The organism is Streptomyces cyaneofuscatus (genome assembly GCF_000718135.1).
Classification (GTDB): Bacteria; Actinomycetota; Actinomycetes; order Streptomycetales; family Streptomycetaceae; genus Streptomyces; species Streptomyces cyaneofuscatus.
The window spans coordinates 178,652-196,867 of the sequence record NZ_JOEM01000016.1 but is presented as its reverse complement, the minus strand read 5'-3'; the positions used below and the strand labels follow the sequence as shown (position 1 = coordinate 196,867).

17 protein-coding genes are annotated in these 18,216 nt (G+C 72.4%); 8 read left to right on the top strand and 9 right to left on the bottom strand.

Going from position 1 to position 18,216, the window contains the following annotated elements; genetic code table 11:
- Positions 1 to 43 precede the first annotated feature (43 nt).
- From glpK to IF17_RS0125375, 4 genes are all read left to right on the top strand, one after another.
- Positions 44 to 1,588 (top strand): glycerol kinase GlpK, encoded by a 1,545-nt coding sequence (gene glpK, locus IF17_RS0125390; protein ID WP_030570179.1) that lies wholly within the window; start codon positions 44 to 46, stop codon positions 1,586 to 1,588.
- Between the two features lie 15 nt (positions 1,589 to 1,603).
- Positions 1,604 to 3,214 (top strand): glycerol-3-phosphate dehydrogenase/oxidase, encoded by a 1,611-nt coding sequence (locus tag IF17_RS0125385; protein ID WP_030570176.1) that lies wholly within the window; start codon positions 1,604 to 1,606, stop codon positions 3,212 to 3,214.
- 96 nt (positions 3,215 to 3,310) lie between these two features.
- Entirely contained in the window at positions 3,311 to 4,369 is a 1,059-nt protein-coding gene (locus tag IF17_RS0125380; protein ID WP_030570173.1) for an LLM class flavin-dependent oxidoreductase, read from the top strand.
- Positions 4,370 to 4,515: 146 nt separating this feature from the next.
- Complete coding sequence (locus IF17_RS0125375) at positions 4,516 to 5,604, top strand: PAC2 family protein (protein WP_078616025.1); 1,089 nt, start codon at positions 4,516 to 4,518, stop codon at positions 5,602 to 5,604.
- Positions 5,605 to 5,672: 68 nt separating this feature from the next.
- Here IF17_RS0125375 and mshC read toward each other — a convergent pair whose 3' ends face one another.
- From mshC to IF17_RS0125355, 4 genes are all read right to left on the bottom strand, one after another.
- Entirely contained in the window at positions 5,673 to 6,902 is a 1,230-nt protein-coding gene (mshC, locus tag IF17_RS0125370; protein ID WP_030570166.1) for a cysteine--1-D-myo-inosityl 2-amino-2-deoxy-alpha-D-glucopyranoside ligase, read from the bottom strand.
- A gap of 130 nt (positions 6,903 to 7,032) precedes the next feature.
- Entirely contained in the window at positions 7,033 to 7,866 is an 834-nt protein-coding gene (locus IF17_RS0125365; RefSeq protein WP_030570162.1) for an SCO1664 family protein, read from the bottom strand.
- A complete protein-coding gene (locus IF17_RS0125360; protein ID WP_018515374.1) occupies positions 7,830 to 8,420 on the bottom strand; it encodes a DUF3090 domain-containing protein in 591 nt (196 codons plus the stop codon). Before IF17_RS0125360 ends, IF17_RS0125365 begins: the two co-directional genes overlap by 37 nt.
- A 72-nt stretch (positions 8,421 to 8,492) precedes the next feature.
- The gene (locus IF17_RS0125355; protein ID WP_030570160.1) at positions 8,493 to 9,215 is read right to left on the bottom strand and encodes a histidine phosphatase family protein; all 723 of its coding nucleotides are present in this window, start codon (positions 9,213 to 9,215) and stop codon (positions 8,493 to 8,495) included.
- A gap of 124 nt (positions 9,216 to 9,339) precedes the next feature.
- On the opposite strand from IF17_RS0125355, the gene corA reads away from it, so the two are divergent.
- The gene (gene corA, locus IF17_RS0125350; protein WP_030570156.1) at positions 9,340 to 10,326 is read left to right on the top strand and encodes a magnesium/cobalt transporter CorA; all 987 of its coding nucleotides are present in this window, start codon (positions 9,340 to 9,342) and stop codon (positions 10,324 to 10,326) included.
- A 42-nt stretch (positions 10,327 to 10,368) separates the two neighbouring features.
- On the opposite strand, the gene IF17_RS0125345 is transcribed toward corA, so the two are convergent.
- Both IF17_RS0125345 and IF17_RS0125340 read right to left on the bottom strand, forming a co-directional pair.
- Positions 10,369 to 11,157 carry a hypothetical protein gene (locus IF17_RS0125345; RefSeq protein WP_030570152.1) on the bottom strand — a complete coding sequence of 263 codons (789 nt, stop codon included), beginning with the start codon at positions 11,155 to 11,157 and terminating at the stop codon, positions 10,369 to 10,371.
- A 256-nt stretch (positions 11,158 to 11,413) separates the two neighbouring features.
- Positions 11,414 to 12,463 (bottom strand): LLM class F420-dependent oxidoreductase, encoded by a 1,050-nt coding sequence (locus IF17_RS0125340; RefSeq protein WP_030570149.1) that lies wholly within the window; start codon positions 12,461 to 12,463, stop codon positions 11,414 to 11,416.
- A 138-nt stretch (positions 12,464 to 12,601) separates the two neighbouring features.
- Here IF17_RS0125340 and IF17_RS0125335 point away from each other — a divergent pair, with 138 nt between their 5' ends.
- Together IF17_RS0125335 and IF17_RS0125330 are read left to right on the top strand one after the other, a co-directional pair.
- The gene (locus tag IF17_RS0125335) at positions 12,602 to 13,585 is read left to right on the top strand and encodes an aldo/keto reductase (RefSeq protein WP_030570146.1); all 984 of its coding nucleotides are present in this window, start codon (positions 12,602 to 12,604) and stop codon (positions 13,583 to 13,585) included.
- Positions 13,582 to 15,870, top strand: a complete 2,289-nt coding sequence (locus IF17_RS0125330; RefSeq protein ID WP_030570143.1) for an ATP-dependent DNA helicase — start codon at positions 13,582 to 13,584, stop codon at positions 15,868 to 15,870. The genes IF17_RS0125335 and IF17_RS0125330 overlap by 4 nt, the downstream gene beginning before the upstream one ends.
- 55 nt (positions 15,871 to 15,925) lie before the next feature.
- Here IF17_RS0125330 and IF17_RS0125325 read toward each other — a convergent pair whose 3' ends face one another.
- Positions 15,926 to 16,588, bottom strand: coding sequence for a hypothetical protein (locus IF17_RS0125325; RefSeq protein WP_030570140.1), 663 nt, complete (start codon positions 16,586 to 16,588; stop codon positions 15,926 to 15,928).
- A 47-nt stretch (positions 16,589 to 16,635) separates the two neighbouring features.
- On the opposite strand from IF17_RS0125325, the gene IF17_RS0125320 reads away from it, so the two are divergent.
- On the top strand, positions 16,636 to 16,824 hold the full coding sequence (locus IF17_RS0125320; protein WP_003970138.1) for a DUF5703 family protein: 189 nt from the start codon (positions 16,636 to 16,638) through the stop codon (positions 16,822 to 16,824).
- Positions 16,825 to 16,918: 94 nt separating this feature from the next.
- Here the strand turns inward: IF17_RS0125320 and IF17_RS0125315 are convergent, their stop codons facing one another.
- Both IF17_RS0125315 and chpH read right to left on the bottom strand, forming a co-directional pair.
- Complete coding sequence (locus IF17_RS0125315; RefSeq protein WP_030570136.1) at positions 16,919 to 17,734, bottom strand: chaplin; 816 nt, start codon at positions 17,732 to 17,734, stop codon at positions 16,919 to 16,921.
- A 139-nt stretch (positions 17,735 to 17,873) separates the two neighbouring features.
- The gene (gene chpH / locus IF17_RS0125310; RefSeq protein WP_015607544.1) at positions 17,874 to 18,107 is read right to left on the bottom strand and encodes a chaplin ChpH; all 234 of its coding nucleotides are present in this window, start codon (positions 18,105 to 18,107) and stop codon (positions 17,874 to 17,876) included.
- Positions 18,108 to 18,216: the final 109 nt, after the last annotated feature.

Genomic DNA, 18,216 nt, shown 5'->3' with positions numbered 1-18,216 from the left:
GCCGTAACCCCCTTTTCCCTTCACAGACCTCCGGGAGCACACCGTGACCGACGCACACACCACCGGCACCCACGGCACCGGCCCGTTCATCGCGGCCATCGACCAGGGCACCACCTCAAGCCGCTGCATCGTCTTCGACAAGGACGGCCGGATCGTCTCGGTCGACCAGAAGGAGCACGAGCAGATCTTCCCGAAGCCGGGCTGGGTCGAGCACGACGCGACCGAGATCTGGGAGAACGTGCAGGAGGTCGTCGCCGGGGCCATCGTCAAGGCCGGCATCACCTCCGCCGACGTCAAGGCGATCGGCATCACCAACCAGCGCGAGACCACGCTCCTGTGGGACAAGAACACCGGTGAGCCGGTGCACAACGCGCTGGTCTGGCAGGACACCCGTACCGACGCGCTCTGCAAGGAGCTCGGCCGCAACGTGGGCCAGGACCGGTTCCGCCGCGAGACCGGGCTGCCGCTCGCCTCGTACTTCGCCGGGCCCAAGGTCCGCTGGCTGCTCGACAACGTCGAGGGGCTGCGCGAGCGCGCCGAGGCCGGCGACATCCTCTTCGGCACCATGGACTCCTGGGTCATCTGGAACCTGACCGGCGGCACCGACGGCGGCGTCCACGTCACCGACGTCACCAACGCCTCGCGCACCCTCCTGATGAACCTGCACAAGATGGAGTGGGACGACAAGATCCTCTCCTCCATCGGCATCCCGGCCGCGGTCCTCCCCGAGATCCGCTCCTCCGCCGAGGTGTACGGCCACGCCAAGGGCGGCATCCTCGACGGCGTGCCCGTCGCCTCCGCGCTCGGTGACCAGCAGGCGGCCCTGTTCGGCCAGACCTGTTTCGCCGAGGGCGAGGCCAAGTCCACGTACGGCACCGGCACCTTCATGCTGATGAACACCGGCTCCACCCCGGTGAACTCGTACAACGGGCTGCTCACCACCGTCGGCTACCAGATCGGCGACAAGCCCCCGGTGTACGCCCTGGAGGGCTCCATCGCGGTCACCGGTTCGCTGGTGCAGTGGATGCGCGACCAGATGGGCCTGATCAAGTCGGCCGCCGAGATCGAGACGCTCGCCTCCTCGGTCGAGGACAACGGCGGCGCCTATTTCGTGCCCGCATTCTCCGGCCTGTTCGCCCCCTACTGGCGTCCCGACGCCCGGGGCGTGATCACCGGTCTCACCCGTTACGTCACCAAGGCGCACATCGCCCGTGCCGTCCTGGAGGCCACCGCCTGGCAGACCCGCGAGATCAGCGACGCCATGACGAAGGACTCCGGCGTCGAGCTGACCGCGCTCAAGGTCGACGGCGGCATGACGTCCAACAACCTGCTGATGCAGACGCTCGCCGACTTCCTGGACGCACCCGTGGTGCGCCCCATGGTCGCCGAGACCACCTGCCTCGGCGCCGCCTACGCCGCCGGCCTGGCCGTCGGCTTCTGGCCGGACACCGACGCGCTGCGCGCCAACTGGCGCCGGGCCGCCGAGTGGACCCCCCGCATGGACGCGGACACCCGTGCCCGCGAGTACAAGAGCTGGCTCAAGGCCGTCGAACGGACCATGGGCTGGGTCGAGGACGAAGAAAGCTGACGAGGAGCATTCAAAATGACCACCCTGCAGAGCGTTCCCGCCCTCGGAACGCACCCGGCCTCCGGCTCCCTGCCGAGCCGCGCCGAAACCCGGGAGCAGCTGTCCCGGGCGACGTACGACCTCCTGGTCATCGGCGGTGGCATCCTGGGCATCTCCACCGCCTGGCATGCCGCGCAGTCCGGGCTGCGGGTGGCTCTGGTGGACGCCGGTGACTTCGCCGGCGCCACCTCCTCCGCCTCCTCCAAGCTGCTCCACGGCGGTCTGCGCTACCTCCAGACCGGCGCGGTCAAGCTGGTCGCGGAGAACCACTTCGAGCGCCGCGCGGTCTCCCGCGAGGTGGCCCCGCACCTGGCCAACCCGCTCACCTTCTACCTGCCCGTCTACAAGGGCGGCCCGCACGGCGCGGCGAAGCTCGGCGCGGGCGTCTTCGCCTACTCCGCGCTCTCCGCGTTCGGCGACGGCGTCGGCCACGTCATCTCCCCGGCCAAGGCCCAGCGCGACGTCCCCGAGCTGCGCACCGACAACCTGAAGGCCGTCGCGGTCTACGGCGACGACCAGATGAACGACGCCCGCATGGCGCTGATGACGGTCCGCGCGGCCGTCGACGCGGGCGCCGTCGTCCTCAACCACGCGGCCGTCACGGGCCTGCGCTTCACCCGGGGCCGCGTCACCGGCGCCGAGCTGAAGGACAGCGTGGACGGTACCGAGTTCGGCGTCACCGCCCGCCTCGTGCTGAACGCGACCGGCCCCTGGGTCGACCACCTGCGGAAGATGGAGGACCCGAACGCGGCCCCTTCCATCCGCCTCTCCAAGGGCGCCCACCTGGTCCTCAAGCGGACCCGCCCGTGGCGGGCGGCGCTGGCCACGCCGATCGACAAGTACCGCATCACGTTCGCCCTGCCGTGGGAGGACATGCTCCTGCTCGGCACGACGGACGAGGAGTACGAGGGCGACCCGGCGGACGTCTCGGTGACCGAGGCCGACACCGCGCAGATCCTCGACGAGGCGGCGTTCTCGATCAAGGACCAGCAGCTCTCGCGCGACCTGATCACGTACTCCTTCGCCGGTCTTCGGGTGCTGCCCGGCGGTCCGGGTGACACCTCCAAGGCCAAGCGCGAGACGGTCGTCACGGAGGGCCGCGGCGGGATGCTGTCGGTCGCGGGCGGCAAGTGGACGACGTTCCGCCACATCGGCCGCACCGTGATGAACAAGCTGGCCGCCCTGCCCGGGCACCCGCTGGCCGAGGACATGGAGCCGATGAACCGGCTGCCGAAGAAGCTGCCGCTGCCCGGGATCGCCAACCCGAACGCGGTGGCCCACCGGCTGCTCATCGACGGCGGTACCCCCGGCCCGCGCATGGCGCCGGACACCGCCCGGCACCTGGCCACGCACTACGGCTCGCTCGCCTTCGACATCGCGCGACTGGCCAACGAGAGCCCGGAGCTGGCCGAGCGCGTCCACCCGGACGCCCCGGAGATCTGGGCCCAGGTCGCCTACGCCCGCGACCACGAGTGGGCCGAGACGGCGGACGACGTGCTGCGCCGCCGGACCACGCTGACGATCCGCGGACTGGCGACGGACGACGTCCGCGACGGCGTCGAGAAGCTGCTGGCCGACCGGGACTGATCCATCGAGGGCGGCCTCCCTTTCGGGGAGGCCGCCCTCTCCACGCGCCATACTCCCGCCATACGCGCGCAATGTGCCGCGAGGAGAGTGGAGGTCATGAGATTTTCGGTGCTTTCCCTGATCGGCCATGACCCACACCCGCTCACCGGTGAACTCCCCTCCCCCGCCGACCGGTTCGAGGAAGTGATCGCCACCGCGGCGGTGGCGGAGGAGCTCGGCTTCGACTCCTACTCGGTCGGCGAGCGGCACGCCGGGGCGTTCCTCTCCTCCAGCCCGAGCGTGGTGCTCGGCGCGATCGCGGCCCGTACGAGGACGATCCGGCTGCTCACCGGCGTGACCGTCGTCGCGATCCTGGACCCGGTCCGGGTTGCGGAGGACTTCGCGACGCTCGACCAGATATCCCGGGGCCGCATCGAGTTGGTGGTCGGGAAGGGCGCCGAGGCGGGCCACTTCGACCTCTTCGGGCTCGACGAGGAGCGGCAGTGGGACCTCCAGAAGGAGAAGTACGAGCTGCTGCGGAGGCTCTGGACCGAGGAGGGCGTCGACTGGGAGGGCGAGTTCCGCCCGCCGCTGAAGAACGTGACGACGGTGCCCCGTCCGTACGACGGTCTCCCCCGGATCTGGCACGGCTCGGCGACCAGCCTCAACTCCCCCGAGCTGGCCGCGAAACACGGTGACCCGCTCTTCACCGCCAACGCCATCCAGCCGCGCGAGGCGTACGCCAAGCTCATCGCGCACTACCGGGAGCGGTTCGAGGCGTACGGGCACGATCCGGCGGACGCACGGGTGGCGGCGGGCTCCGGCGGGCTGCTCATCGCGGACAGCTCGCAGGCGGCCGTCGAGCAGTACAAGGAGCTGTACGAGGCGCGGGTGCGGCAGACCTTCAAGCCGCACCTGGCGGGCAAGGCCGGCTACAACACGCCGTTCCGGACCATCGAGGACGCGGTCGCGGGCGGCCCCCAACTCATCGGCTCCCCCCAGCAGATCATCGACAAGATCCTCGGCTGGCACACGGTCTACCGCCACGACCTCCAGTCGATCACGGTGGACGGCTTCGGGCTGAGCCGGCCGGAGCAACTGGAGACGCTCCAGCGGTTCGCGGAGGAGATCGCCCCGGTGGTGCGGCGGGAGGCACCTTCGACGCTCTGGCAGTAAGGGCGGGAGCGGGCTGATGCACTGTTCGGCCCGCTGATCCACTCCTGATGGCAAGGTTCACCCGGCCGTGCAAACGGGCTGCGGTCCAAGGGTCCTGAAGCCGTAAGGTTGCTCCGTACGTATGGAGACTTCGGAAGGAGGCCCGGGTGATCGAGCTCGAGTCGGTGCCCGAGCTGATCGACCCGGTCATGGTGGCCGCGTTCGAAGGCTGGAACGACGCCGGTGACGCCGCCTCCACAGCGGTGAGCCACCTGGACCGGGAGTGGAAGGGCGAGGTGTTCGCGGCGCTGGACGCCGAGGATTACTACGACTTCCAGGTCAACCGGCCCACGGTGTGGCTGGAGAACGGGGTACGGAAGGTCACCTGGCCGACGACCCGTCTCTCGGTGGTGCGCGTCGGCGGGGAGAAGCCGCGGGACCTCGTCCTGGTGCGCGGGATCGAACCGTCGATGCGCTGGCGCTCGTTCTGCAACGAGATCCTCGGCTTCGCCCATGAGCTGGGTGTCGAAATGGTCGTCATCCTCGGCGCGTTGCTCGGTGACACCCCGCACACCCGGCCGGTGCCGGTGAGCGGGGTCACCTCCGACGCGGACCTGGCGCGGACCATGGACCTGGAGGAGACCCGGTACGAGGGTCCGACGGGCATCGTCGGCATCCTCCAGGAGGCGTGCACCCATGCCGGGGTGCCGGCGGTGAGCCTGTGGGCGGCGGTGCCGCACTACGTGTCGCAGCCGCCCAACCCGAAGGCGACGCTGGCCCTGCTGAACCGGCTGGAGGACCTGATCGGGCTGCGCATCCCGCTGGGTGAGCTGCCCGAGGACGCGCGGGCCTGGCAGGTCGGGGTGGACCAGCTGGCGGCGGAGGACAGCGAGGTCGCGGAGTACGTCCAGACGCTGGAGGAGGCGCGGGACACCGCGGAGCTGCCCGAGGCGTCCGGCGAGGCCATCGCCCGGGAGTTCGAGCGGTATCTGCGGCGCCGGGACGGCGGGCCCGGGCCGGGTCCGGGCGGCCATGCGACGGAGAGCGGGGACTCGGCGTACCTGCGGGACCCCTCCAGCGGCCGCACCCGGCCGCCGAAGCCGCCGCGCCCTGAGGCGGGGCCGGGCCAGCCGGGTCAGCCGGGCCAGCCGGGCCAGCCGGGCCAGCCGGGCCAGGGGAAGAAACCCGACGACAAGGGCGACCAGGGCGACCAGGGATCTGACGAGGCGTCCGGGGAGAGTCCCGGCGAGGAGTGACCACGCGACCGGCCCCGGACTTCTCCGTGAAGTCCGGGGCCGGTCGCGTGGTGCGGTCCGCCGCTCGTCTAGAGCGCGACGCCGAGCAGCGCGTCGACGGTACGGGAGACGAGGCCGGGTGCCCCCTCGTCCGTACCGCCCTCCGCGCTCTGGAGCTCGGCCCAGCGGTCCACGGCGGCCAGCGCCGCGGGGGTGTCCAGGTCGTCGGAGAGGGCCTCGCGGACCTCCTCGACCAGTGCGTCGGCCGACCGCCCGTCGGGGCGGGAGACCGCGGCGCGCCAGCGGGCGAGGCGCTCGACGGCGTCGGCGAGGACCTGGTCGGTCCACTCCCAGTCGGCGCGGTAGTGGTGGGAGAGCAGGGCGAGCCTGAGCGCCGCCGGGTCCACGCCCTCGCGGCGCAGGGTGGAGACGAAGACGAGGTTGCCCTTGGACTTGGACATCTTCTCGCCGTCGAGACCGACCATGCCGGCGTGGACGTACGCCTTGGCGAACGGGTGCTCGCCGGTCAGCGCCTGGGCGTGCGATGCGCCCATCTCGTGGTGCGGGAAGACGAGGTCGGAGCCGCCGCCCTGGACGTCGAAGCCCATGCCGAGGTGGTCCAGCGCGATGGCCACACACTCGATGTGCCAGCCCGGGCGGCCTTCGCCCAGGGAGGCCCCGTCCCAGCTCGGCTCGCCCGGGCGGGCGGCCGTCCAGAGCATCGGGTCCAGCGGGTTCTTCTTGCCGGGGCGCTCGGGGTCGCCGCCGCGCTCGGCGGAGAGCAGGCGCATCGCCGCCGCGTCGAGCCCGGAGACCTCGCCGAAGTGCGGGTCGGCGTCGACGGAGAAGTAGACGTCGCCTTCGAGGTCGTAGGCGGCTCCCGCCTCCCGCAGCCGCTCCACGAGCGGCACGATGCCCGGTATGGCCTCGACCGCTCCGATGTAGTGCTGCGGGGGCAGCATCCGCAGGGCGGTCATGTCCTCGCGGAAGAGTGCCGTCTCGCGCTCCGCGAGCTCGGTCCAGTCCTGACCGTCGCGTGCGGCCCGCTCCAGGAGCGGATCGTCCACGTCGGTCACGTTCTGGACGTAGTGAACCTGCCGCTTGGTGTCGAGCCACACGCGCTGAACGAGGTCGAACGCGTTGTAGGTCGCCGCATGACCCATGTGGGTCGCGTCGTACGGCGTGATGCCGCAGACGTAGATGCGGGCGACGGGACCGGGGTCAAGGGTGATCCGTCCGCCGGTCGCGGTGTCGTGGATCCGAAGGTCGCGGCCCTTGCCAGGCAGGGCGGGGACCTCAGAAGCGGGCCAGGCATGCATGTCATGAGCGTAACCGGACGATGCTTCCGGATACGAACCGGATCCGGATTCCTGTCCGAAGAGGCACTCTTGCGGTAAACCTTCGAAAGGCTGTACGGCCAGGGTGTTCGCCGAGGCCTGCCGGGGTCGGCTACACCGGCGGCCACGGGATCGGCGGCCACTGCCCGCTCGGCTTCGGGTGCACCCCGCTGCCGAGCAGCGCCGCCACCCGCTCCCTGAGGGCCTCCACCTCGGCCGCCGTGATGAGTTGCGCCATCCGGGTGGCCAGGGGCTCCCCCGCCGCCAGCTCTCCGGCGAGCACGCCGAGCACCCGCAGCGCCTCCTCGGTGAGCGGCTCGCCGGCCCAGCCCCACAGGAGGGTGCGCAGCTTGTCGTCCGCGTTGAAGGTGACCCCGTGGTCGATGCCGTACAGGAGCCCGCCGGGGGCCGGCAGCAGATGGCCGCCCTTACGGTCACCGTTGTTGATCACCGCGTCCAGCACCGCGAGCCGCCGCAGCCGGGGGTCGTCCGCGTGCACCAGCAGCGCGGTCCTCCCGCCCCCCACGTCGGCGAGGCCCACCGCCTTCCAGCCCTCGCCCGGCTCGTCCTCCTCGACGAGGGCCAGCAACTCAGGCGGGTCCTCCTCGGGCGCGTCGATCCAGAGCTGGCACATGCCCTGCCCGTACGGCCCGTCCCGCAGCACGGTGGGCGGCACGAGGTCCCACCCGGTCGCCCGGGAGATCTCGTACGCGGCCACCTCCCGCTGGGCGAGCGTCCCGTCGGGGAAGTCCCACAGCGGCTGCTCGCCCGCGACCGGCTTCCAGGCGCAGGTGCGCTCCTCGCCCTCGTACGCGACGGTGCAGTGCAGCACCGCGTTGGACGCCCCGCCGACCTGCCCGAGCACGGTGAGCGTGCCCTCGGTGAGCAGGGTGAGCAGCTCGGTGTCCGTCAGGCTCCGCGACGGTATCCGTTCTGGCGCGGGCATACGTGTCCTTCCGGATCGAGCGGCAGGCTGCACAGCGGGCACGGCGGGCGGCCGGCGTTGACGACGTCCAGGGCGCGCTTGGCGAACGCGCGGGCCTGGGCGCCGCTGAGCCGGACGCGGAGCATCGGCGGGCCGTTCTCCTCGTCCTGGAGGAGCTTCTCCTCGGCCTCCGCGAGGTCGTCCTCGGAGTCCGCGTCGAGCTCGACGAGGGCCTGCGCCTCGACGATCATGCGCTGTTCGTCGCCGTCCCAGGCCAGGGCCATGGTGCCGACCCGGAACTCCTCCTCGACGGGGACGTCGAGGGGGGCGGTGTCGGTGACGTCGGTGGGAGCCACGGCGGGCACCGGCGAGTTGCCCCCGGTACGCCGGACCACCTCGTCGAGCAGTTCGTCGATCCGCTCGGCCAGGGCGGCCACCTGGGTCTTCTCCAGGGCGACGCTGGTGACCCGGCCCTTGGAGGAGGCCTGCAGGAAAAACGTACGGCGGCCAGGCAACCCGACCGTACCGGCCACGAATCGGTCCGGTGGGTCGTAGAGGAACACCTGACGGGACACGTCCTGTCTCCCTTGAGAATCGATGGGGTGGATAGCGGCGCTACGGCGCGTCCACCCTACTGCCCGCAGAGATCACGGCGCGCCCCCGCCGCCCCCGACCGCCGCGTCCGACGTGGCGTCACCCGCGCCGGACGGCACGGCGTCCGCCCCGACGGGCTGTTCGCGCGGTGCCAGCGGGGTGAGGTCGCCGGTGTCGCCGACCCGCAGGAGGAAGGGACGCAGCCGCGTGTAGCGGATCGCGGTGACCGAGCAGGGGTCCACGTGGATGCGCTGGAAGAGGTCCAGGTGCATGCCCAGGGCGTCGGCGACGAGGGACTTGATGATGTCGCCGTGCGAGCACATGACATACGTGGCGTCCTCGCCGTGCTCCGCCTCGATCCGGTCGTTCCAGTCGCGTACGGCGTCGACGGCGCGGGCCTGCATGGCGCGCATCGACTCGCCGCCGGGGAAGGCCGCGGCGGAGGGGTGCTGCTGGACGACGGACATCAGCGGTTCGTCGGAGAGTTCGGCGAGCTTGCGGCCCGACCAGTCGCCGTAGTCGCACTCGCTGATGCGCTCCTCGGTGTGCACGGGCAGCCCGGGCCGGGCGTCGACGAGCGGCTGGAGCGTCTGGCGGCAGCGCTCCAGGGGGCTGGTGACGGCGGCGGCGAGGGCGAGCGCGGACAGCCGGGCGGGCAGGGCGGCGGCCTGTTCGGTGCCGCGCTCGTCGAGGAGGACCCCGGGGGTGCGGCCCGCGAGCACTCCGGCGGTGTTGGCGGTGGAGCGTCCGTGGCGTACGAGGATCAGCGTGGGCATACCCGTCAGCCTAGATGTCTCGCGGTCGCGGGTGCGAGGACGGCCGTCGCGGGGAAGGAGGGGGCGGTGAGCTGACCCCGCCCACCTTGTACGTTGTGGTCCTTAACCTCCCGAGGATGCCGAAATGATCGTGGACTGTGCCATCTACCAGGACGGCCGCCGGACCGATGGGCCCGCCGACTTCTCCGACGCCCTCGACGAGGCGCGGAAGTCCGGCGACGCCTTCCTCTGGATCGGCCTGCACGAGCCGACCGAGCGGGAGTTCGACCTGGTGCGCCACGAGTTCGGGCTGCACCCGCTCGCGATCGAGGACGCGCTGCGCGCGCACCAGCGGCCCAAGCTGGAGGTGTACGACGACTCCCTGTTCGCGGTGCTGAAGCCGGTCGTCTACGAGTCGAGCAGCGACACGGTGAGCACCGACGAGCTGATGGTCTTCATCGGGGACTCGTTCGTGGTGACGGTCCGGCACGGCGACAGCGCGCCGCTGGCGGATGTGCGCAGCCGGCTGGAGGCGGACCCGCAGATACTGGCGCACGGGCCGACCGCGGTGCTGTACGCGATCAGCGACGCGGTGGTGGACCACTACATCGACGTGGCCGGGGAGCTCCAGGTGGACCTGGAGGAGCTGGAGACCGAGGTCTTCGCCCCGAGCGGCGGCGGCGACTCCTCGAACACGGCCGCGAGCATCTACACGTTCAAGCGGCAGGTGCTGGAGTTCCGCCGGGCCACGGGTCCGCTGACGGCGCCGATGACCCGGCTCGCGGGGGCCGGGGTGCCGTTCGTCCACCAGGAGGCGCAGCCGTTCTTCCGTGATGTCGCCGACCACCTGACGCGGGTGAACGAGCAGGTGGAGGGGTTGGACCGGCTGCTGTCGGACATCCTCTCGGCCCATCTCGCGCAGATGGGGGTGCGGCAGAACGACGACATGCGCAAGATCTCGGCGTGGGCGGCCATGGCCGCCGTCCCGACGATGGTGGCGGGCATCTACGGCATGAACTTCGACCACATGCCGGAGCTGCACTGGGCGTGGACGTACCCGGCCGTGATCCTGTTCATGGCCCTGGCGGTGTTCGGCCTGCACCGCCAGTTCAAGCGCCGCGGGTGGCTGTGAGGGTCACGCACGACTCCTGAGGTCACGCGCGCACGTACAGGCTCACGCGTACTCGGGCTCCGGTACGGCGCGGCCGCCGAGCGCGTCGCGCCGCTCGGGCAGCTCCAGGCTGACCATGCGCCGCCAGCCGATCAGACGCTCGTACGCGTACACGGCGTGGATTCCGGCCGCCAGGGCCAGGGCTTTGGGGCGCGGCCAGCCCAGCAGCCGGCCCATGTGGTCCATCACCGCGAGGCTGACGTCGCGGAAGACGCGGATCTCCGCCAGGGCGCATTCGCGCATGACGCGCTGGATGGTGCGGCCGTGGCCCTCCCGGGCGAGCCGCAGCAGCTCCTCGTGGCAGTAGGCGAGGTGGTTGTCCTCGTCGTCGGAGATCATCCGCACCGCGCGGCCGATGTCGGGGTGGTCGGCGAAGTAGCGCCGCAGCAGCCGCATCTGCTCGGAGGCGCGCTGCTCGGTGATCCGGCTGTGGGCCAGATAGGTGATGATGTCGCGCTCGGTGAGGCGTTCCTCGCCGCGCAGCCGGGAGTGGGCGAGGCCGATGCCCTGCTGCTCCAGGAGCATCGTGTAGTCGGTCTCCGGCGGGACGCCCACCGGCCGCAGCCCGCGCTTCTTCAGCAGGGCTTTGAAGATCCGGCCGTGCTTGTCCTCGTCGGCGCCGTGCCGGACGATCCGGGGCGCCAGGGCGCGGCGGCTCTCGGGGACCAGGGTGGCGATCCGGGCGTTCTCCCAGCCGCCCTGGGACTCCCCGCTGGCGGCGATGGAGCAGAAGAGCCGGTAGGCCTCGTCGTCGTCCAGGATCTCCTGGAAAAGGCTGCGGGCTGAGAGCATGACGGCCACCTCCGTACCGGTCCCCGCGAGGCGGACGCCACGGGGCAGTAGTGCGCAGAGCAGCAGTCAAATGCGCCGGGGAGCAGTCGGCAACCGGAGCAACGGCGGGTGAGCGTACGGGGTCGGACGCGCGGCCCGGCGTAACCCCGGGGCGTACGGCGCGTTGTTCCGGGTGACGGCCGTGGCGGGGAAGACCCCCGAGCCCCCACCACGGCCGTAGTGCTGCCCCCGAAGCCTTGAAGGCGTTGCGCGAGGCTTACGCGAGGCCGGAGCGCTCCAGGGCGTCCGTGCCGGCGCGCAGGGCGGTGAGCCGCTCCTCCAGGGTGAACCCGGCGGGGGCGAGGTTGAGCGTGGTGACCCCGGCCGCCGCGTACGCCTGCATCCGCTCGGCGATGCGCTCGATGGGGCCGAGCAGCGTCGTCTGGTCGATCAGCTGGTGCGGTACGGCGGCGGCGGCCCCGGCCTTGTCCCCGTCCAGGTACTTGTCCTGGATCTCGGCGGCCTCCTTCTCGTACCCCATGCGCTGCGCGAGCTGGTTGTAGAAGTTCTGCTTCCGGCTGCCCATGCCGCCGACGTACAGGGCGGTGTACGGGCGGAACATGTCGGCGAGACCCTTGACGTCGTCGCCGATGGCGAGCGGCAGCGTCGGGGAGACGTCGAAGCCCTCCATGGTCTTCCCGGCCTTCTCGCGGCCCGCGCGCAGATAGGTGAGCGCGGTCTCCTCCAGGTGCTCGGCGGAGGGGAAGATCAGCAGGGCGCCGTCGGCGATCTCGCCGGTCTGCTCCAGGTTCTTCGGGCCGATCGCGGCGATGTAGAGCGGGATGTGCTCGCGCTCCGGGTGGACGGTCAGCTTGATCGGTTTGCCGGGGCCGCCGGGCAGCGGCAGCGTCCAGTGCTGGCCCTCGTAGGAGAGCCGCTCGCGGGTCATCGCCTTGCGGACGATCTCGACGTACTCACGGGTGCGGGCCAGCGGCTTGTCGAACTTGACGCCGTACCAGCCCTCGGAGACCTGCGGGCCCGAGACGCCGAGGCCGAGCCGGAAGCGGCCGCCGGAGAGCGAGTCCAGGGTGGCGGCGGTCATCGCGGTCATGGCGGGCTGGCGGGCCGGGATCTGCATGATCGCCGAGCCGACGTCGATGGATTCGGTCTGGGCCGCGACCCAGGTCAGCACGGTCGGTGCGTCCGAGCCGTAGGCCTCGGCCGCCCAGCAGACGTCGTAGCCGAGGCGGTCGGCCTCCTGGGCGACGGCGAGGTTGTCGCCGTCCATGCCCGCGCCCCAGTAACCGAGATTGATGCCGAGCCGCATAGCCGCTCCCCTTACTGATCAGTAACGTCCCTTCCTGGGGACTCTAGCGCGGGTGGCGGCGATCCGGCAGGCCCGCGCGACCTCCCGTTGTCCACAGGCCTGCACCCCGTGGGGCCATGGCCAGTAATCTCAGCGCCCATGGAGCAGAGGCATCTCGGCCGCACCGGCCTACGCGTGTCCCGGATCGGGCTCGGCACCCTCACCTGGGGCCGGGACACGGACGAGCACGACGCCGCCGACCAGCTGAAGGCCTTCTGGGACGCGGGCGGCACCCTGGTGGACACCGCCGATGTGTACGGGGGCGGGGAGGCGGAATACCTGCTCGGGCGGCTCGTGGGCAGCCTGGTGCCGCGCGAGGATCTGGTCATCGCCACGAAGGCGGGTAACGTCCCCGACCCCTACCGCCGCTTCAACGGCTCGCGCGGGCACCTGCTGGCCGCCCTGGACGCCTCGCTGGAGCGGCTCGGCACGGATTACGTGGACCTGTGGCAGGTCCACGCCTTCGACCCGGCGACCCCGCTGGAGGAGACGCTCCAGGCGGTGGACCTGGCCGTCTCCTCCGGCCGGGTCCGGTACGCGGGCGTGTCGAACTTCTGCGGCTGGCAGCTGGCCAAGGCCGCCACCTGGCAGCTCGCCGCGCCCGGGGTGCGCACCCGGCTGGCCAGTACGCAGATGGAGTACTCGCTGCTCCAGCGGGGCATCGAGCGCGAGGTGCTGCCTGCCGCGCTGGACCTCGGGATCGGGCTACTGCCCTCCTCGCCGCTGGGCCGTGGCGTGCTGACGGGCAAGTACCGGCAGGGCACCCCGTCCGACTCCCGGGGCGCCTCCGAACGGCTCGCCCCCTTCGTCGAGCCGTATCTGGACGACGCGGCGGCCCGGATCACCGACGCGGTGGCGACGGCGGCGGACGGCCTGGCGACGAGCCCGCTCCATGTGGCGCTGGCCTGGGTGCGCGACCGGCCGGGGGTGGCCGCCCCGATCGTCGGTGCGCGCAACGCCGGGCAGCTCGCGGAGGCTTTGTCAGTGGAGGCGCTTAGTCTTCCCTACGAGATCTGCCAGGCGCTCGACGATGTGTCGGCGCCCGTGCACCGCTATCCCGACCAGGACTGGAGCACGCTGTGACTGCGCTTCCCGGGGAGACCCCCGGCACCGTCGGCACGGACACACCGCAGGGCGCCGAGCCCCCGGCGGCCACCGGCGCCGAAGGCCCCGCGCACGCCGAAGCGCCCGACGCTGCCGAGGCGGAGGCTGAAGCTGAGGCGGAGGCTGAGGCCGAGGCTGAGGCTGAGGCTGAGGCTGAAGTGGCCGGCGAGACCGGTGACGCGGCCGGTGACGGGCCTGCGGGTGAAGCGCCCGCGGCCGCCGCGCTCTCCGATGCGCAGGCCGAGCTGGCCGCCCAGCGTGAGCTGCGCGAGAAGATCGCGAAGCGCAAGGCCGAGAAGGAAGGCCCCGTCGCCGCCGGTACGAAGCTGAGCGGCCCCGCCGCCGATCTGCTGGCGGCCGTCCGGGCCGTGGAGAGCGGCGAGAAGGCGGGCACGGAGTTCTTCGACTCCCCCGCCGCCGCGCCCGCGCCCCGTCGCGCCGCCCCGGCACCCGCAGGACAGCCTCCCCGCCCCGCGCCCGCCCCGGCCGCCCCCGTCGACCGGACCGCCTCGCCCGAGGCCGTGGACGCGGTGCGGGCGGTCCTCACCGAGGGCGGGGCCCCCGAGGCCCTGGCCCGCCCCGCCACCGGGACCCTGGGCGAACAGGCCGCCGAGCTGCTGCGCGCCGACCCCTGGCAACTGCTGGCGGTCCCGGGCGTCCGCCCCGAGCAGGCGGACGGCTTCGCCCGGGCCCTGCTGGGCGCCGCGTGCGGCCCGGACGACGGGCGCCGCACGGCGGCCCTGGTCGGCTGGCTGCTGGAGCGCGCCGCCCTCCAGGGCCACACGGCGCTGGACGCCGAGGCGGTCCGGGCGGCGCTCGCCGAACGTGCGGTGGGCGACCCGGAGGAGGCCGTGCGCAACGCCGTGGAGGAGGGTGTCGCCCTGGTCTTCCAGGAGGGCACGGACCCCACGGGGTCGGACGCCGCGTACGAGGAGGACGGCGAGGCCCCGGCGGACGCGGAGACCGGGACCGAGACCCCGGAGCCGGTCCAGGTGCTCCTGGGCCTGGACCGGTACGCGCTGGCGGAGGAGAGCCTCGCCGACGGCCTGGCCCGCCTCATGAACGCCTGCGAGAAGGGCGCCGACTGGGCGGAGGCCGCTGCCGCCGCGCCCTCCCCCTCGGCCGCCGAGCTGATCCGTACGGCGGCCACCGCCGGGCTCGTCGCCCACAGCGGCGGCGAGGCGGCCCGGGCAGAGCCCGCCGCCCTGATCGCGGCGGCGCGGTGCCTGGGGCTGCGGGCCCTGGGCGCCACCCACAGCGCGGACGGCCGCCGCCGGCTGGCCGAAGCGGTCGGCGCCCCGGACGCGGCGGTCACCCTGGCCGGGCTGCTCTCCGGCACCGAGGGCCCCGGCCGCGACGAGGACGGGGCGCTCGCCCTGGACCTGCTCGTGGTTCTGGACGCCCCCCAGCTGGACGTGGAGGGCGCGGCCGTCCTGGTCGAGGCGCTGGCGGACGGCGTCCGGCTGGTGCTGAGCGGTGACCCCGGTGTGCTGGGCTCGGCGGGCGCCGGGCGGGTCTTCGCCGACGTGCTGGCCGCACGCGCGTGCCCGCAGGTCGTCTCCCGTACGCCGGACCCCGGGCCGATCGGCGAGCTGGTCTCCGGCATCGGCATCGGTGAGCTGACCCAGGTCGAGGCCCCCGGCAAGGAGGTCGTGATCGTCCCGGTCCGCGATGCGGGCGAGGCGGTCCACCGCACGGTGCAGCTGGTCGCGGACTCGGTGCCCCGGGCCTTCTCCATCCCCGCGGGCGACACCCAGGTCATCACCGTGGGCCATGGCGGGGCGGCCGGGACCCGGGTGCTCAACGAGGCCCTGAAGCAGCGGCTCAACCCGGGGCCCGGCCGGTTCGGCGGGTTCGACCCGGGCGACCGCGTGATCCATGTCCCCGCACCCGGCCGTGCGGTGCCCGGGGTGGTGCGCTCGGCCGACGCCGAGGGGCTGCACCTGGAGTGCGGCGGCGTCCCCGTCGTCGTACCGCAGGAGCGGGTGGAGTCGGCGGTGCGGCACGGCTGGGCGCTCAGTGCCCACCAGGCGGCCGGGATGCGCTGGCCCGCCGCGGTGGTGGTGCTGCCGGGCGACGCGGCGGCGGGGCTGAGCCGGCCGTGGGTCTACACCGCGTTCAGCCGGGGCGAGCGCCATCTGTCCGTGGTGCACGGGGTGGACCAGGCGCTCCCCCACGCGGTGGCGCAGATCCCGGCCCAGGAGCGGACGACCCGGCTCCGGGCGCTGCTCGAAGCCGTCCCGACGCCTGACGCGGCTTCCTGAGGCACGTACGACAGCGGGCCCCGACGCACTCTCCGCGCCGGGGCCCGCTCTCAGGTCACGCTCGGCCCGCCGCCGGCTCGTCGAGCTCCTCGTCCAGCTCCTCCTCGTCGAAGACGGCGCTGACGTCGAAGCGGCACACCACCAGCTCCGGATCGGCGTCCTCGAACGGAGCGCCGAGCCACTCCCCCGGCTCGGGCAGCGCGTCGGCGGCCGAGACCCAGAGGGTGGAGTCCCCCTCCTCCAGGCCGAACTCCTTGTGCCGGGAGGCGATCTCGTCCGGTTCGTACTCGCCGAAGAGCATGCCGAGCGCGGCGTGGACGCTGGTGCCGACCACCGGGGTCGTGGCGCCGTCGGCGCCGGGTCCCTCGTCGATGTCGGCGAGGCGCTGGGCCTGGGCGAGCAGCCGCTGGGGTTCCGCGACCGCGTAGTCGCGCCGGATCAGCACGCTCAGCGCGCTGGGCTCGGCGGGTCCGGCGTAGGGCGGCAGGGAGTCGTCCGCGCCGGGGATCTCGAAGGGAGTGACCTCGTCGTAGCGGTCGTAGAGGAGCTCGTCGTAGACCTCGGCCGCAGCGGCCAGGGAGTTGAACGCTTCGTAGACGGCGGGATCGTCGTCCCCGGTACGGCGTTCGACCGCGTCGAGGTGACGGTCGATCGCGGCTTTGACCGCCTCGGCGGCGGCACGTACCTCGGCAGCGGTGGGCTGCGCAGCATCAGACATAGTGCAGACGCTATCCGTACCGGGGCTCTGCCCGCACAATAGATGCGATGCCGGAATACGAATTTGTCGACGTGTACGTGCCGCGCGGGGTCTCCCGCAAGGAAGCGGCCCGACTGCTGACCGACCACGCCGAGTACGGACACTGGGAGCTGGACCGCCTGACGCTGCGCCGCGACGGCAGCCGCAGGGTGCGGCTGCGCCGACGGATCATCCGTCAGCTTCGAGCCACCTGGTGACAGGGATACGCGCCACCTGAGAGCACGGAACGGGCCCCGCGGATGCGGGGCCCGTCCGTGTTCGTCCTGCTCTGCTGCCCGGTGTGCGCCCGGATCAGGCGGCGCTGCGGGAGCGGCGGTAGAGCACCGATCCCATCCCGGCCAGCAGCAGTCCGGCGCTCGCCGGGATGAGCATCTCCACGCCCCCCGCGCCGGTCTGCGCGAGCTGCTCCTCCGGCTCGAGCTGGGGCCCGGGGACATTCGGCTCGGGCGGCTGGTTGGCCGGCGGCTCGACCGGCGGGTCCACCGGCGTCTCCGGCGTGACCGGGGGCTTCACCGGCGGCGGCGGGGGCGGCGGCGGCTCGGCGTCGTTGGAGCAGCTGTTGCCGAAGGTCGGGTTCAGCAGCCCGATGACGGAGACGCTGTTGCCGCAGACGTTGACCGGGACGCTGATGGGCGCCTGGATCGCGTTGCCGGAGAGGATGCCGGGCGAGCCCTGCGCGACCCCCTCCGCACCGGCGCCACCGGCCCGGTGGCGGCCCGTGCCGGGCTCGCCGTGCCGGTCGGTCGCGGTGGTGTTCCCCGCCTGCGCGGCGTTTCCGCCCTGCGCCCCGTTGCCGGCCTGGGCGCCTTCGCCGGAGCCGCCGCCGATACGGTTCTGCGGTCCGGAGTCCTGGCGCGACTGCGCCGACCCGTTCTCGCAGTCGTTTCCGAAGGTGGGGTTGATGAGACCGCCGACGGTGACCGAGTTGCCGCAGACGTTGACCGGGATGTCGATCGGGACCGAGACCGAGTTGCCGGACAGCACGCCCGGCGAGCCCGTGGCCGTCGAGGCCGCCCCGGCGTCGGCGTGGGCGTAGCCGCCACTGAGAGCGAGGACCCCGCCCGCCGCCGCCATGGTGATCAGGCCTTTACGAGTGACCTGTCGCATAGGTTCGTTTCCTGCCTTCTGCCTTCCGAAAAACCCCCGGACATGACCGTGCGGGAGCCGAATGCCGAACGGTCCCGGAGTGCATGGCACGCACTCCGGGACCGGCCGGGCTCAAACCCTTACGGGTTGACGACCAGCGTCAGGCGTTGACGCAGGTGTTGCCGAAGGCGGGGTTCAGCAGCCCGATCACGGAGACCGTGTTGCCGCACAGGTTGATCGGCACGTGGACCGGGACCTGGACGACGTTGCCGGAGAGCACGCCGGGGCTGCCGATGGCCGCACCCTGGGCGCCCGCGTCGGCGGAAGCCATGCCCGCACCCGCGAGAACGAGGCCACCGGTGGCAGCCGCAACTGCGACGACCTTCTTGATCATGATTCCTCCTAGTTGGAAAGTGCGGTCCCAGCCGCGGACCGCAAACCTTGTAACGAGGAGGGTGGAGCGGGGCTACGCATGAACGGCGCGTTTCACCCTTTCGGTCACG